The organism is Arthrobacter sp. H20 (assembly GCF_000520515.1).
Classification (GTDB): Bacteria; Actinomycetota; Actinomycetes; order Actinomycetales; family Micrococcaceae; genus Arthrobacter_D.
On the sequence record NZ_KI914726.1, the window covers coordinates 15,180 to 29,698 of the forward strand.

General features: G+C 62.0%; 16 protein-coding genes. 8 read left to right on the forward strand and 8 right to left on the reverse strand.

Translation table 11 applies throughout. The features are described 5' to 3' along the window. The coding region (locus Y703_RS18810; protein ID WP_035764347.1) for a GAF domain-containing protein at positions 1 to 523 on the reverse strand (523 nt) is incomplete at its 3' end. Between the two features lie 200 nt (positions 524 to 723). On the opposite strand from Y703_RS18810, the gene Y703_RS21500 reads away from it, so the two are divergent. Next, entirely contained in the window at positions 724 to 1,176 is a 453-nt protein-coding gene (locus tag Y703_RS21500) for a pyridoxamine 5'-phosphate oxidase family protein (RefSeq protein ID WP_026552374.1), read from the forward strand. Here the strand turns inward: Y703_RS21500 and Y703_RS20815 are convergent. The 6 genes from Y703_RS20815 to Y703_RS18830 all read right to left on the reverse strand — a co-directional run bounded on the left by Y703_RS20815 (position 1,103) and on the right by Y703_RS18830 (position 7,264). Further along, positions 1,103 to 2,023: a universal stress protein gene (locus Y703_RS20815; RefSeq protein WP_051427421.1), complete on the reverse strand. Its 921-nt coding sequence runs from the start codon at positions 2,021 to 2,023 to the stop codon at positions 1,103 to 1,105. The genes Y703_RS21500 and Y703_RS20815 overlap by 74 nt on opposite strands. Then, complete coding sequence (locus tag Y703_RS0108525; RefSeq protein ID WP_026552375.1) at positions 2,023 to 3,078, reverse strand: alcohol dehydrogenase catalytic domain-containing protein; 1,056 nt, start codon at positions 3,076 to 3,078, stop codon at positions 2,023 to 2,025. The genes Y703_RS20815 and Y703_RS0108525 overlap by 1 nt, the downstream gene beginning before the upstream one ends. Further along, positions 3,075 to 3,533, reverse strand: coding sequence for a universal stress protein (locus Y703_RS0108530; protein ID WP_026552376.1), 459 nt, complete (start codon positions 3,531 to 3,533; stop codon positions 3,075 to 3,077). The genes Y703_RS0108525 and Y703_RS0108530 overlap by 4 nt, the downstream gene beginning before the upstream one ends. A gap of 72 nt (positions 3,534 to 3,605) precedes the next feature. Further along, positions 3,606 to 4,112 carry a DUF1003 domain-containing protein gene (locus Y703_RS18820; RefSeq protein WP_081743452.1) on the reverse strand — a complete coding sequence of 169 codons (507 nt, stop codon included), beginning with the start codon at positions 4,110 to 4,112 and terminating at the stop codon, positions 3,606 to 3,608. Further along, positions 4,109 to 6,586 carry an HAD-IC family P-type ATPase gene (locus Y703_RS18825; protein WP_343212882.1) on the reverse strand — a complete coding sequence of 826 codons (2,478 nt, stop codon included), beginning with the start codon at positions 6,584 to 6,586 and terminating at the stop codon, positions 4,109 to 4,111. Before Y703_RS18825 ends, Y703_RS18820 begins: the two co-directional genes overlap by 4 nt. Positions 6,587 to 6,670: 84 nt before the next feature. Then, positions 6,671 to 7,264 (reverse strand): DUF3267 domain-containing protein, encoded by a 594-nt coding sequence (locus Y703_RS18830; protein ID WP_051427422.1) that lies wholly within the window; start codon positions 7,262 to 7,264, stop codon positions 6,671 to 6,673. Positions 7,265 to 7,587: 323 nt separating this feature from the next. Here Y703_RS18830 and Y703_RS0108550 point away from each other — a divergent pair, with 323 nt between their 5' ends. The 4 genes from Y703_RS0108550 (at position 7,588) to Y703_RS0108565 (ending at position 11,114) form a co-directional block, all read left to right on the forward strand. Then, positions 7,588 to 7,956, forward strand: coding sequence for an ArsR/SmtB family transcription factor (locus Y703_RS0108550; protein ID WP_035764356.1), 369 nt, complete (start codon positions 7,588 to 7,590; stop codon positions 7,954 to 7,956). After that, positions 7,953 to 9,641 carry a SulP family inorganic anion transporter gene (locus Y703_RS18835; protein ID WP_035764336.1) on the forward strand — a complete coding sequence of 563 codons (1,689 nt, stop codon included), beginning with the start codon at positions 7,953 to 7,955 and terminating at the stop codon, positions 9,639 to 9,641. Before Y703_RS0108550 ends, Y703_RS18835 begins: the two co-directional genes overlap by 4 nt. Positions 9,642 to 9,792: 151 nt before the next feature. After that, positions 9,793 to 10,266, forward strand: a complete 474-nt coding sequence (locus Y703_RS18840; RefSeq protein ID WP_051427423.1) for a universal stress protein — start codon at positions 9,793 to 9,795, stop codon at positions 10,264 to 10,266. Then, the gene (locus Y703_RS0108565; RefSeq protein WP_026552378.1) at positions 10,263 to 11,114 is read left to right on the forward strand and encodes a universal stress protein; all 852 of its coding nucleotides are present in this window, start codon (positions 10,263 to 10,265) and stop codon (positions 11,112 to 11,114) included. Before Y703_RS18840 ends, Y703_RS0108565 begins: the two co-directional genes overlap by 4 nt. 3 nt (positions 11,115 to 11,117) lie before the next feature. On the opposite strand, the gene Y703_RS0108570 is transcribed toward Y703_RS0108565, so the two are convergent. Beyond that, positions 11,118 to 13,484 (reverse strand): phosphoketolase family protein, encoded by a 2,367-nt coding sequence (locus Y703_RS0108570; protein ID WP_026552379.1) that lies wholly within the window; start codon positions 13,482 to 13,484, stop codon positions 11,118 to 11,120. Between the two features lie 138 nt (positions 13,485 to 13,622). Between Y703_RS0108570 and Y703_RS22030 the strand changes: the two genes are divergently transcribed. Genes Y703_RS22030 through Y703_RS18845 form a run of 3 tightly spaced genes read left to right on the forward strand, consistent with a single transcriptional unit; the run spans position 13,623 to position 14,515 of the window. Beyond that, a complete protein-coding gene (locus Y703_RS22030; RefSeq protein WP_155849452.1) occupies positions 13,623 to 13,787 on the forward strand; it encodes a hypothetical protein in 165 nt (54 codons plus the stop codon). Between the two features lie 46 nt (positions 13,788 to 13,833). Beyond that, on the forward strand, positions 13,834 to 14,019 hold the full coding sequence (locus Y703_RS21505) for a hypothetical protein (RefSeq protein ID WP_253907975.1): 186 nt from the start codon (positions 13,834 to 13,836) through the stop codon (positions 14,017 to 14,019). Between the two features lie 46 nt (positions 14,020 to 14,065). After that, positions 14,066 to 14,515, forward strand: a complete 450-nt coding sequence (locus Y703_RS18845; protein ID WP_035764338.1) for a pyridoxamine 5'-phosphate oxidase family protein — start codon at positions 14,066 to 14,068, stop codon at positions 14,513 to 14,515. The last annotated feature ends 4 nt before the right edge of the window (positions 14,516 to 14,519 follow it).

The window sequence follows — 14,519 nt, forward strand, 5'->3', positions numbered from 1 at the left end:
CCAGCCACTGGGACCGGCGGGTCTCGGCTTCGAAGAGCCGCATGTTCTCGATGGCTACCCCTGCCGCGGCCGCAAGCGCCACAGTAAGTTCCTCGTCGGACTCGCTGAAATCACCGCCGCCGTTTTTTTCGGTGAGGTACAGATTGCCGAAGACTGTGTCGCGCACCCTGATTGGTACGCCAAGAAATGACGTCATCTGTGGATGACCCGCCGGGAAGCCAAACGCTGCCGGGTGTTGGCGTAGGTCCTTGAGGCGAAGCGGCCTTGGCTCCCTGATCAGCAAACCGAGCACCCCGTGCCCCACCGGTAACGCCCCAATCTGCGCGGTCTGGTGCTCATCCAGTCCCACTGTGATGAAGTGGTTCAAGACGCCGTCCGGCCCGATGACGCCAAGAGCTGCAAACTTCGCATCGACCAGCCGGCAGGACGCCGCCACTACCCGCTCAAGGACTGTCTGCAAACCCTGGTTCTCGGCCAGCGCCGCAAATCCGGCCAGAAGGTGGTCTACGCCGCCGTGGACCATCGAGCTTATGGATTCAGTCCCCCCGTCGGGGCCAGCAACCCGGGTGGTTCGTTCGGCGCTCATTGTGCGGCTCCAGTGAGTTGAACCCCGAACCTTCAATCCGTCAACGTGCTGGATGTGAAGGCGCCTGCGTTAACTAACCCGGCGAATAAGGTCTTCCGGCCCTAGCAGAGCGAGGCGTCCAACCATACTGTCGGGCTATGGACTCCGAGACTACACCCACATCCTTTCTGCCGGTCCACACCTGCTGGGAACTCCTGCGGGATTCGGCCTACGGACGCTTAGCCCTGTGCGTCGACGGACACCCGGAAATTTTTCCGATCAACGCTCAGGTGGACCACGGAACACTGGTCTTCCGAACTGCTGAGGGATCGAAGCAGCGTGAAGCGGAGGGGGCATCGATAGCCTTCGAGGCCGACGGCGTGATGAATGACGGCTCTCAGGCCTGGAGCGTGGTGGTCAAAGGTCACGCATCAACTATTCAACGCACGGCTGAGCTCATGTCAACCATCCACCTTCCGCTCCACCCTTGGGAGCCCGGACGCAAGGACCGATTCATGAGGATTGTTCCTACCAGCATCACTGGCCGAAGCTTCGATGTTGTACCGGGACCCCCTCCACAGCAGGGGGTCCCGGTAGCGAGCGACGAGTGACCACCATGGTGGGGCACGGCGGAGTCAGTAAAAGCGTGTGGGTCACTGAGCCGAGGAGTATTCCGGGTCTCGCCCCGCGACCGTGCCGGCCAATCACCAGCAGACTGGCGCTGGCGGCGTGAAACGCCAGCGATTCATCGGGACTGCGCAGGGTATCGATCACTCGGGATACCGCCACGTCGGGATAGTCAGCCTGGAGGTCGGCGAGCGAACCGCCAAGCGTCGAGACCGCTAAGTCCTCACTGGCTGGCTGGTTGCTTGAAGATGTGACCACCGTCAAGGGCAGTTCTGACCTGTCGGCTTCGTCGACAGCCACCAGAAGCGCACTGAGGGACTCCGCCGAGCCGTCCACCCCCACAACAACGCCTCGGGCGGTGGAATGGGGACCAGCGCCCGCTTCCCTGGGGATGACGACCACCGGAGAGAAGCTGCCGAGGGCAACCTGCTGGCCAACCGAACCCAGGTACTCACCTGTTTGGCCGTCCACCCGATCAGCACCCACGACAATCAATGCCGCGTCGTCGGAAAAGCCCAACAGTGCGTCGACTATATCGCCGCAGTGAATGTTAGCTGTGACGTGGGCGCCGGGGTGGTCACTACACACTCGCCGGGACTCGTCATCCATGGCTTGCCTGGCCTCAGCGAGGAGGCTTCCATACGGCTTCCCTCCTGCAGCCACTGGCGGCATCAGCGACGGATCGGGAAGCGCATGCAACAGGAGGATCGGTTGGCCGGTGAGTTGGCTGCGCTCTGCGGCCCACCTCAGCAACAAGGGCCCGGTCACGTCATCTCGGAAAGCGACAACGATGGGTCGATCCGGAGTCAACAGAGAGGTCAGGGTTTCCATTACAGTGGCGCCTTGTGGGAATCCGGCACGATGACAGCGCGTCCACGAAGGGTACCGGCACGCAGTCGCTCATACGCGGCGGGCGCCTCAGACAGCGGGAACTCCTCGACTTCAACGCTAATTTTTCCTGAGCGCGCCAACTCCACCACTTCCATCAACTCCGATCTGGACCCCCAGTAGGGGGCCCGGGCCTCGGCGTCCCAGGGCGTGGAAAAGAATCCGACGTCGACAGTGCCGACGCCGACGCCGACAATGGCGATGTCCCCACCAATACCCACTACCCGTGAAGCGAAACTGGTCGTCACTGGGGCACCGACAAAGTCGAAGACGGCGGCGGCACCCTTGCCACCGGTCAGGTCGCGGATCTGCACTTCGGCGTCCTCCCCGGGAGGCAGCGCATGGTCCGCGCCGACGTCGAGGGCGAGAGCCAATTTTTGCTTTGACGTGTCGACGGCGACGATCGTCGTGGCGCTCAATGCACGGAGGATCTGTACACCGACATGACCGAGACCGCCCACACCGATGACCACCGCCGTCGAGCCCGGCACCAATTTCGCCAGGCTCTGCTTGATGGCGTGATAGGGGGTCAACCCGGCGTCGGTCAGCGACACACTGGCAACCGGATCGAGGTCACCCAGTGGCACCAGATGACGGGGGTCATCAACAATGAGATACTCAGCCATCGCCCCAGGGGCCCCGAGTCCGGGAGGTTTGATCCCCTGCGTCGCGGCCACCTCACAGTAGTTTTCCCTGCCCTGGGCGCAGGTGTAACAGCGCCCACAACCCCAGGGCCCGTAAACCAGCATCGCGTCGCCAACCAGAAGCCCCGACACCCCCGCACCCCACGACTCGACGGTGCCAGCTCCCTCGTGCCCCAGAGTGAGGGGCAGCCCATAGATGTACTGATCCTCGGGGAGGTCCATGATGAACTGGTCCGAGTGACACGCTCCGGCCGCTGTGACACGCAGCAGGACCTCACCTGGACCCGGCACGGGCACTGGTACGTCTACAAGTTCGGGTGCGGCACCAACAGTGCGGTACTGCAGTGCCCTCACGAATACTCCCCCGCCGGTTCCCCGGCCGGTCCCTCAACCACAAGGACTGGGCATTTGGCATGCGCTACGCAGGCGCCGCTGACTGACCCCATCAGCAGTCCCCGGAAACTCCCGTGTCCCCGTCGTCCCAGCACCAGCATGACCGCTCCCTCAGCGGCCTTGACCAGCCCCTTTGACGGGTGGGAAAAGACCACCAGCTTCTCCAGACCCTCAGGGGGGTCCTCGCCATAGGCCGCCTGCACTGCCGTATCCAGCCGCTTCTGGGTGATCTCGTCGAAGTTGTCGCTCCCGATCGGCACATACCCGGCGTATTCCGGTGGGTAGTCCCAGGTACTGATGGCCTGGATCACCGCTCCGAAGGGCGGCGCAACCTTCCGGGCGAACCGCAGTGCAGCAATTGATTGTTCGGAACCGTCAACACCCACAACGATCCGGGGCGAGTTGGATTCTTCCATGAGATGCCTCCCGAGTCAGTGCGGCAGGATTGCAGCAGCTACCCCAGTGTCGCCTGCCGGTGTGGTTTGGCGTTAGGGTCTTTGGACCCCTTCCGCGGCGCTTTGGACCCCGTTCGTCTCGGATGCCGTGTCCCGGCGTTCTTGGGTAACCGCTCGGTCAGTGGATTCGTTCGCCTCACTAGTGGCTACGGCCCTGAGCTCCTGCAGAATTTCCAGCTGTTGAGCATTGATGGCCATCAGCATCTCAATCTCTTCCTTCGACTTGAGATTGGTTTCGAAGTCGTGCTGGGCCATGGCAGCAGAGATGGCGTCTTGTCTTTTCGCGGCAATGAGGAGAATGGCGCCCTGGAGCCCTGCCAGCATCGAGAGCAGAAGGTTCAGGAGGATGTACGGATACGGGTCCCAGGCTTCGGCGGCAAGAGCCCAGGTATTGATTCCAGCCCAGATCAGCATGAAGCCGATGAAGCCTCCCACGAAGGGCCAGCTTCCCATCCCATTCCGCAGGACATCGGCTGCGCGTTGGCCGGAGGTCAAGGAGGATTTGTGCTTCTCGTGCCAGGTTTTATGGTGAACGCTCATGACACAGACCCATGCTCAAGTGCGTCCGGGTTAAGACGCTGACGGTGGTACCGGAACAGTACTTCCACCGCGACGGCGCCAGCGAGCGCTACCACCGCGGAGGCGGCCAGGTGGTTCCACCCGGGCATTGTGAAGTCAAAGAAATCCCTGAGGGGTGGCACCACCAGCACGAACCCGAGGGCGGCCCACATAGCGGCAATGATCAACACCCGCCAGCGGTTCAGCGGGCGGGATAGCACCACCAGTACCCACAGGGCGATGAGGGCCAGGACGAGAGCTGAAGCTGTCCGTTGCTCGGCGGTAGTGCTCGATCCCTCCCACAGCGAATAGGTGTTGATGGTGAGCACGGCGAGCGCGATGATGAGCCCGGCGGGCACGGCGAATGACAATGAGCGTTTCAGGAATCCGCTTCGATAACGTCGAGCGTTGGGCATCAGCGCCAGGAAGAATGCGGGTATCCCGATGGTGATGCCATCAGTAGCCGACAACTGGCGCGGCAGGAACGGAAAGTCCCAGAGCAGTGCGCCAAAGGTTATCGAAATGATCACCGCGTAGGCGGTTTTGGCCAGAAACAGCATGGAAACCCGCTCGATATTGGCGATCACCCGACGCCCCTCGGCCACGACGCCCGGAAGCCTGTCGAATTGCCCATCAAGCAGCACGAGCCTGGATACCGCCTTTGTCGCTGCCGCTGCCGAGTCCATGGCAATCCCGATATCCGCCTCCTTAAGCGCCAAAGCATCGTTAACTCCGTCACCGGTCATGGCCACCACATGCCCTCGTCGTTGCAGCGCCCGGACCATATCCTTCTTCTGGGCCGGTGTAACCCGACCAAATACCGTATGGCGGTCCATCACTTCAGCCATTTCTTCTTGATCGTCGGGGAGCTGGCGGGCGTCGAACCCGCCATCGGTTGTCACACCGACCTTCCTGGCTACTGCTGCAACGGTCCGCGGATCGTCCCCGGAAATAATCTTCACCTCCACGCCCTGTTCCTTGAAGTAGGACAGGGTCCGCGCTGCGTCGGGGCGGACCTTTTCCTGAAAAGTGAGCAGAACCGCTGGAGCGTGATCAGTCGGAAGCTCCACTTCGACGTCGTCCCCGATGAGCAATGCGCCGGGGGCGTGTGCCAGAACCAGCGTGCGTAACCCAGAGGCGGCAAGAACGGCAGCCGTCTCAAGTGCCCGGCCGGCGTCGGGTTGCTTTGGGTCAAGGACCATCTCGGGGGCGCCCAGTAGCCACGTCCCGGCAGCCGGCGTGCCGTCGGAGAAGCTCACAGCGCTCCACTTCCTGGCGGAGGAAAACGGGACTGAGGAGAGCGGTCGAAGCGAACCTTCGTCGCGGAATTCCGCGGATAGGCAGCGCGCCGTGGCGTTGGCGTTCGGGTCAGCGCCAAACCAGCCGAGAGCCTGCTTCCATCCGGCCGGCGGGGTATTGCCCGTGTCATGGACCGCGTCGAACACGATCTTGCCTACGGTCAGTGTTCCGGTCTTGTCCAGGCACAGCATGTCCACCCGGGCGAGCCCCTCTACCGCGGCAAGCTCCTGGATGAGCACTTTTTGGCGTGCCAGCCGGACGGCGCCGACAGCAAAGGCAACGCTCGTCATCAGCACCAGGCCCAACGGAATCATGGCGATGACGCTCGCGACGGCGCCCACTGCTCCGATTCGCCAGGTTCCTGTTGTGATGGCAACCTGCCACCCTCCCTGGCTTTGCATCTGTCCGTTGATGACAATGGCCATCACGGGCAGCAGTGCCAGGGTAATCCACCGCAGCACCTGATTGAGACCCTGACGAATCTCAGAATGGACCAGTGAGAAGCGTTTGGCTTCCGCCGTCAGTTTGCTTGCGAAGGACTCAGCACCGACCCGGGTGACTACCGCCCTGCCTTGTCCGCTAACCACGCTGGAACCGGACAACACTTCGGCGCCGACGTCCTTCCCGACAGGTTCCGATTCCCCGGTGAGTAACGATTCATCGACTTCCAGGCCACTCGCCTGCACCACCGCCGCATCGGCGGTGACTTGATCTCCAGCGCGAAGCACCAACACATCATCTTTGACGACTTCCTGAACATCAATATCCTGAACAACCCCGTCCCGGAGCACCCGGGATCGCGGAGCATTGAGGACAGCGAGTCGGTCAAGGGATTTCTTGGCCCTGTACTCCTGCACCACCCCGATTAACGCGTTCCCGACGGCGGCGAAGCCGAAGAGCGCATCCCGCCATTGACCGAGGATAAGAAGCAATACGAAGCTTCCGGCGACGATGGCGTTGAACAGGGTGAAAACGTTGGCCCTGAAGATCTCCCACAGGCTGCGGCTGGATTGATCGGGAGCATCGTTGGTCAAGCCGCCTTTGACGCGCACTGCCACGTCGGCGGCGGAGAGCCCGATCCGGTCGGGTCCATCAGCGGCGCGGATAGTCGTCTGCCCCGGCTCTCCTATCCCGCTCCCCGGGATGCGGGACGTCAATCGAGGCGGAGCTGCTGGCAGAAACGGTTATGCGCGGTCAATGGGAGCGGCCTCGCAGCGAGCGACACGCTATCCCCACTGGCATCATCTCGCAGCACGGGAAATCTTCGGCACGAACACATGAATTTGATTCCCATCATCCTTAACCAACGCATCCTGTGGCTGCCGGAGCAGGACGGCGACCTCGACGTAGTCGCCGGCCGAACCAGCAAAGTTCAGAGTCAGGAGAATGTAGGCGCTCAACAGATAGTCCTGCGGAACTGTGAGCTGCGCTGCGATGAGCACTATTCCCCAGATAATGGCTGGCGCGACGGTGACAGCCACTGCATTCTGGCGAGTGAGATAAGCGCGGTTGCCGGTGGTCAGAAACGGAAATCGAAAGGCGTAGGTGGGCTTCACTTTCGTCACCGCTTGCAGGACTACGCCGTGCGTTGCTTCGTGAATCGCCATGTAGGCGAGGCAAGCACCCAGCGTGATTGGGATAGTGAAGGCGGGAGTCCAGCTCGTTCCCAGAGGCAGTTCCAAGAGGAAAGCGGCTGCCACGGAGCCCAGAACAACCAGCGCAAAAATCAGTTGGATGGTGGTGGCTAACTTTCGGTCCTTCTTGAAATCGACGCTACGATGCGTCCGATAGCTGGACGGCAATTCAGTAGTGTCCCGCAGCGGTGCAGACGTCATGAAGTTGCCTTCCCAGTGAGCGCGACAGTATTGCAGCAGCCATCCCAGTCTCACCCGCGGTGCACCCAGGCGTAAGGGTCTTTGGTCCCGCGCCACCATAGGGTGTGCCGTGATGGACGAACATTGGAGGTGGGTGACCTTGCGGAGTACCACGACTAAATCTTTGAGGGATGGCTCAATGGCTACGGTGCACGACCAGTACAGCCGGCCGGCACCGCGAGCTCCCAGGGCTTTCCTCTCAAGATTGACCTGGATGATAGAATGATCAAATAGTCAATCAGTGGAGTGAAATGCCAATGGACGTGCAACCCGAGACTTACAAGATGGCCGATTTTCGTGCGCCGCTTTATGAGGTGAAAGCGAATCTCTTTAAGGGGCTCGCCCACCCGGTGCGTATCCGCGTGCTGGAGTTACTCTCTGCCGCACCCGAGGTGTCGGTGTCTGACCTATTGTCAGCTACCGGATTGGAAGCCTCGCATCTGTCACAGCACCTGTCGGTGCTGCGCCGCTATCATCTGGTGAAATCGGAGCGGCGGGGTCTCCAACAGTTCTACATGCTTGCCAATCCTCTGGTTGCCGAACTGCTGGCGGTTGCCCGGGGGCTCCTCGAGGGCGTTCTCCATGCCACGAAGGAAGACCTTGAGTATTCGGCGTCAGCCGGCCACTCGGTCGCTGGCGACGGCTCCAAGTGAGAGCCCTCTCCACCCTACGGACCCTGCTACCCACCGTCCGGGACTATTCCCAGGTACCGCGATCCTGGCGGGGCGACCTCATTGCAGGCCTCACCGTCGGAATCGTCGCGTTGCCGCTGGCCCTGGCATTCGGCGTCAGCTCGGGGGCAGGAGCGGCGAGTGGTCTCATCACCGCAGTCGTCGCGGGGCTGGTCGCGGCGGTCTTCGGTGGCTCCCACGTTCAGGTTTCAGGGCCCACCGGCGCGATGGTCGTGGTATTGGGGCCGGTCATAGCGGCGCATGGAATTGAAGCGCTGGCCCTCGTCACCGTTATGGCTGGTCTGATGGTGATCGCTGCTGGTGTGCTGAAGCTCGGGCAGGTCGTGTCCTTCTTGCCATGGCCCGTCATCGAGGGATTCACCCTGGGAATCGCCGTCATCATCTTCCTTCAGCAGGTGCCAGCCGCCATTGGCGAGGATGCTGGCCCCAGCAGCAACTCAGCGATCTCCGCCCTCCAGGCCATCGGCGCTTCCTCCCCCGCAGAATCCATGGCGGCGGTTGGCCTGGTCGCCCTTGTGGCCCTCATCATGATTGTTGCCCCACGAATCCATTCGAGGATTCCCGGCTCGATCGTCGGAATCGTCGTCGCCAGCGTGTTGGCTCAGGTGCTGGCTATGCCCGTTGCCAGAATCGGAGCACTGCCCGATTCCCTACCCGCCCCAGCAGCGCCGGGCTGGGATTGGGGATTGATCGTGGTGCTGGCCGCTCCCGCCGCAACCATCGCCATCCTGGCCGCGATCGAGTCACTGCTCTCCGCACGTGTGGCCGCCTCGATCTCAGATACCGGGTCCTACGATGCAGACAGGGAACTCTTTGGCCAGGGTCTTGCCTCAGTTGCCTCAGGATTCTTCGGCGGCATGCCCGCCACAGGCGCAATCGCCCGAACAGCCGTGAACATCCGATCAGGAGGGCGTACCAGGCTCGCGGCAATCACTCACGCTCTGGTCCTCCTCTTCGTGGTCTATCTGGCCACCGGCCCTGTCTCAGGAATCCCGCTGGCCGCGTTAGCTGGTGTCCTGATGGTTACCGCCGTGCGGATGGTCTCCTTTTCCACACTGCGCAGCGTGGTCGGTTCAACCCGCGGCGATACCGTGGTGCTCATCGTGACAGCAGTTGTCACCGTCTCGTTCGACCTGATCCAGGCGGTGGGCATCGGGGTGTTGGTGGCAGCCTTCTTCGCGCTACGGTCGCTGGTAAAGTCCGGCGGGGTCCACCGCGAAGAAATCTCCGGTCCGGCCCAGGATGGCGACTCGCGGATTGCCATCTACCGGATCGAGGGTGCACTTTTCTTCGCCGCCGCGGAACGGGTGCTGGATCGGGTCAGCGACACCCGCAATGTTGAGGTGGTAATCATCAGAATGTCCCAGCTCCAGTCGCTGGACGCGACAGGGGCACGCGTCATCGCTGACCTGGTGAACACCCTTGAGCGCCGCGGAATCACAGTGCTGGTCAAGGGAGTCCAGGACCGTCACCTTCGTCTGATCACCAAAGTTGGGGTACTCCAATCCCTGCGTCACCAAAAGCATCTCTTTACCGCTCTGGACGCCGCCGTCGAACATGCCCGAAGCCACGTCGTCCGAAACCGGGCCGCCCAACCCCTCCCAGAATCCGGACAGTATCCGGCTGCTTCACCGGAGATTGGGTGAAACAGGAAGGGGTATGACCCAGGTTCGACCGCCGCCGGGGCGATACGGGACCAAAGCCCCTGTGAGCTTCCAGCCGATCAATGGATGCTGGGTACCAAGGACCCGTGCGCAACTGCGCGCCAAGCCCCGCTCACAACGGACGGACAACTCAATGAATGACCACCCCAGCCCGGAAAAATTCATTGTCGTTGGAGTCGACGGTTCGCCGTCCTCGATCCTCGCGTTGCAGTGGGCCGCACGCCTCGTTCCCACGGTCGGCACTACCATCAGAGCCGTGGCAGCGTGGCAGGTCCCATACACCTATTACGAGTTCCCAATTTCCGGCTGGGATCCGAAGAGCGTTGCCGAGACCATACTGTCGGAGTCACTTTCAAAGGCTTTCGTCGGCGATCCGCCCGCAACAGTCAGTGCCTTGACCCGTCAGGGGTCGCCGGCACGAGTGCTCCTGGACGAGAGTCAGGGCGCGCAGATGCTTATCGTCGGAAGCCGAGGACATGGCGGGTTCGCCGCACTGCTGCTCGGGTCTGTCAGCTCCGCTGTCGCCGAACATGCACAGTGTCCGGTGCTGATCGCCCACGGCGCGACGACCGACGAATCAGCAGCTGGAAAGCCCGGCACCTCATGAAGGAAAGCATCGTCGTCGGATATGACGGCTCGGATCAGTCACGGCTAGCTCTGCGCTGGGCGGCAGCACAGGCGGTGCTGGAGGAGCGCACGCTGCATGTAGTGCATGGGTGGATCTGGCCCCTGCTCACCCATGATCTCGGGCCAGTAGAGGGCATCGCGGACAGCGGAATCAAGCATGCTGCCGAGGCTGTCCTTTCCGAAGGTGAAATTGAAGCGAATCGATTGGCTCCCGGGCTCGATGTGAAGACAAGCCTCATCTCTGGGGTCCCGTCGGAAGTCCTCGCCCGGACGTCACAGGATGCCCATCTGGTGACTGTCGGTAGCCGCGGACTGGGCGGATTCCTGGGTCTTCTCGTTGGTTCGGTCAGCCTGAAACTGGCAACTACCGCTCACTGTCCTGTGGCGGTCGTTCGCGCTAAGGAGGCCTCGACTGGGCCTGTGCTGATCGGGGTCGACGGGTCGCCAAAGAGTGAGACTGCACTGGACGATGCGATCGCGCTGGCGGCACTATGGCGGGCGCCACTGAAGATCATGCACGTGCGGGATGATGTCCGCCTGTTTGGGCGCAATCACTCGTACCCGGGCTCGGACGTGTTGGCCATGCAGATTCTCTCCGCTGCTGTGCTCCGGGCACGGGCCGCAGTGTCGGACCTCGAGATCGAACCGGCCCTGGTAACCGGCCACTCGGTACCTGGCACCATTCTCAACGCCGCCGCATCGGCGCGGATTGTGGTGGTCGGCGAAACCGGACAGGGGAAGTTCATTGGCGCTGTTGGCTCCACGGCGCAGGCCATTCTCCACCACGCCAAAGGAAACATTCTGATCTCCCGGCATCCCGGGAACTAGCAGTCAGGGCCTGGGCGTCCATTCCCAATCCCGAATCTCGGGCATATCCTCACCCTCGGTTCGGATGTACTGCCGATGCTCGATCAGTTTGTTCTTCAACTCCTCACGGAAGTGGGAGGAGATGTCCTTCAGGCGAGGGACCCTGTCAATCACGTCGATGGCCAGGTTGAAACGGTCGATCTGGTTCATCACACACATGTCGAACGGCGTCGTGGTGGTGCCTTCTTCCCTGTATCCGCGCACGTGGAAGTTGTCGTGATTCGTCTGACGGTAGGTCAACCGGTGGATGAGCCAAGGATACCCGTGGTAGGCGAAGATCACTGGCTTGTCCGAGGTGAACAGCGAGTCAAACTCCGGTCCGGACAGACCGTGGGGGTGTGCAGTCTGGTCTTGCAGCCGCATCAGATCCACCACATTGACCACCCGGATCCGGAGGTCCGGGAAGTGGGTCTGTAGGATCTCGACCGCGGCCAGCGTTTCCATCGTCGGGACATCGCCGGCGCAGCCCATGACGACGTCGGGCTCCTCCTCTGCATCAGAGCTGGCCCAGTCCCAGATGCCAATTCCTTTGGTGCAGTGCTGGATTGCCGACTCCATATCGAGGTACTGCAGCTGAGGCTGCTTACCTGCAACGATGATGTTCACGTACTGGCGGCTGCGCAGGCAGTGGTCGGCCACCGACAGGAGCGTGTTCGCGTCGGGCGGGAGATACACGCGGACAACATCAGCTTTCTTATTGACCGCGTGGTCGATAAACCCTGGATCCTGGTGCGAGAACCCATTGTGGTCCTGTCTCCACACATGAGAGGTCAGCAAGTAGTTCAGGGAGGCCACCGGGCGGCGCCACGAAATGCTGTTAGCGGTGCTCAACCATTTGGCGTGCTGGTTGAACATCGAATCGACAACGTGGATGAACGCCTCGTAGCACGAGAAGAACCCGTGTCGACCGGAGAGTAGGTAGCCTTCGAGCCACCCCTGACACGTGTGCTCGGACAGGATCTCCATTACCCTTCCGTCGCGGGCCAGATGATCGTCTCCGGGAACGGTTTCGGCGTTCCATGCCCGGCCCGTAGCCTCGAGGATCGCACCTAATCGGTTGGAGTTGTTCTCGTCTGGGGCAAAGACCCGGAAAGATTCCATGTTTGCGCTCATCACGTCCCGAAGCAGGGTACCGAGCACCGTCGTCGCCTCGACCGCGCCCGTCCCTGGGCTGGTGATCTGGACCGCGTAGCCCCGGAAATCCGGGATGTGCAGGTCCTGAAGCAAGATCCCTCCATTGGCGTGGGGGTTGGCGCTCATCCGTCGGGGACCGTCCGGGTGCAATCCGCTGATACTCGCGACCGGCGTGCCGTCGTCGTTGAACAGCTCCTCCGGACGGTAACTGCGCATCCACTTTTCGAGGATCACCCGGTGCTCGGTGTTCTCCCGCGCTTCGCTGAAGGGCACCTGATGCGCACGCCAGGTCCCTTCCACCTTCACCCCATCAACTTCAACGGGGCCGGTCCACCCCTTGGGCGACCGGAGCACGATCATGGGCCATCGGGGGCGTTCAGCCTGGCCTTCGACGCGCGCCCGATACTGAATGTCCCGGATCTCGTCGAGGCAGGCATCGAGTACGCGGGCGAAGTCCTGGTGCATCTGATCCGGATCCGAGCCTTCAACATAGTGCGGGGCATGGCCGTATCCGCGCAGCAGATCGTCCAGCTCCTCGTGACTGATTCGTGCCAGGATGGTCGGATTGGCGATCTTGTAACCGTTGAGGTGAAGGATCGGCAGGACGGCACCATCTCTGCGGGGGTCAACGAACTTGTTGGAATGCCAGCTTGCCGCGAGAGGTCCGGTCTCGGCCTCTCCATCGCCAATCACCGCTGCAACGGTGAGCTCAGGGTTGTCGAAAGCTGCGCCGTACGCATGGGACAGGGCGTAGCCAAGTTCCCCTCCTTCGTGGATGGAGCCAGGGGTTTCCGGAGCCACGTGGCTAGGGATGCCCCCCGGGAAGGAGAACTGGTGGAACAGGCGACGCATACCGGTCACATCCAGTGAAACCTCCGGGTAGGTTTCACTGTAAGTGCCTTCGAGCCACGCTGCCGCGACTGGAGACGGCCCACCATGCCCCGGACCCATGATGTAAATCATGTCCAGATCACGCGCCATGATGGCCCTGTTCAAGTGTGCGTAGATGAAGTTCAGCCCAGGGGTAGTCCCCCAGTGGCCCAGCAGCCGGGGCTTGATATGTTCAGGCCTCAACGGTTCCCGAAGGAGGGGGTTATCCATCAGGTAGATCTGCCCGACTGAGAGATAATTGGCCGCCCGCCACCAGGCATGGATGGTGGAGAGTTGGGCAGGACTAAGTACCGGCTGCAAGCTCATGATCTCCACCCTGTTGCCTAGGGGCAGTGCGCTCCAGTGCCATAAGGCCCCAATCTGCCCAGTGGTCCGGAACGATGAGGGTCAGTTTCCGGACTAAAGGCCCTACCAGCGCCGAATCAGCGAAGCTACAGTGGGGAAATGGAAACGCAACTCATTGATCCTGACCTGTATGTTGCGCTGGGGGTGGTGGCCGGTGGAGGCCTCGCCCTGGCCGCCGGCTTTGGTGCGCTGGGCGTAACGGTTGCCGCGGGCCTCGGCCTCGTCGCCGGCGCAGTAGTTCGGCTGGTTCAGGCGGGGCGGTGATCCCCTGATGAAAAGGTCAGGACCCAGGAGGTGGAAGGACCTGACGGTGAAGCAGCAGACTGCTGTGCTGGCGTTGGGGTCCGTGCAGTTATCGCTCGCAACCACGGCATGGGCCGATCTGGCCAACCGGCCGGAGGCACAGGTCAACGGGCGTACGAGCCTGTGGGCGGCTGCCATCGCCATCAACTTTCTTGGACCAATGCTGTACTTCCTCCGAGGAATCCGCCGCTAGGGGCCTGGTAGCGCATCCAATCACTCACTAGAGAGAACAGGCACTAATGACTACACCGTTTGATCAGGATGAATTCTGGGATTCGCCGGGGCTGTTGCGCGCGTCCCAGCCCCTCAGCACCGACGAGTGCTGGGCACTGCTGGCAGGTCAGACAACTGGTCGCATCGGCTTCCTGCATGAGGGACTGGTCACCATCTTCCCGCTGAACTGCATCGTGCACGACCGCGGCGTGTATTTCCGCACCTCGGAGGAGGGCGTGATTGCCCGCAGCCAGCTGGAGCGGGCTGCGTTTCAGCTGGACCACCTGGACACGGGAACGCGCAGCGGGTGGACCATCCTGATCAACGGCGCGATCGAACGCGTCACCGATCCAGGACTTCTCACGACCCTGTGGGGCAGCCGCGCCGACGAACCCTGGGCTCCCGGACAGCGCAACGTGTTCTTCGGGATCAAACCCACCAGGATAAGCGGCCGACGGCTCGATTCAGTCCATTGAGGTC

Coding starts and splice junctions, on each gene's coding strand:
- Y703_RS0108570 (WP_026552379.1), bottom strand. CDS start 13,484: ATGAGCTTGCAGCCGGTACTTAGTCCTGCCCAACTCTCCACCATCCAT.
- Y703_RS18830 (WP_051427422.1), bottom strand. CDS start 7,264: ATGACGTCTGCACCGCTGCGGGACACTACTGAATTGCCGTCCAGCTAT.
- Y703_RS21500 (WP_026552374.1), top strand. CDS start 724: ATGGACTCCGAGACTACACCCACATCCTTTCTGCCGGTCCACACCTGC.
- Y703_RS0108565 (WP_026552378.1), top strand. CDS start 10,263: ATGAAGGAAAGCATCGTCGTCGGATATGACGGCTCGGATCAGTCACGG.
- Y703_RS18845 (WP_035764338.1), top strand. CDS start 14,066: ATGACTACACCGTTTGATCAGGATGAATTCTGGGATTCGCCGGGGCTG.
- Y703_RS18820 (WP_081743452.1), bottom strand. CDS start 4,112: ATGAGCGTTCACCATAAAACCTGGCACGAGAAGCACAAATCCTCCTTG.
- Y703_RS22030 (WP_155849452.1), top strand. CDS start 13,623: ATGGAAACGCAACTCATTGATCCTGACCTGTATGTTGCGCTGGGGGTG.
- Y703_RS18840 (WP_051427423.1), top strand. CDS start 9,793: ATGAATGACCACCCCAGCCCGGAAAAATTCATTGTCGTTGGAGTCGAC.
- Y703_RS20815 (WP_051427421.1), bottom strand. CDS start 2,023: ATGGAAACCCTGACCTCTCTGTTGACTCCGGATCGACCCATCGTTGTC.
- Y703_RS0108530 (WP_026552376.1), bottom strand. CDS start 3,533: ATGGAAGAATCCAACTCGCCCCGGATCGTTGTGGGTGTTGACGGTTCC.
- Y703_RS0108550 (WP_035764356.1), top strand. CDS start 7,588: ATGGCCGATTTTCGTGCGCCGCTTTATGAGGTGAAAGCGAATCTCTTT.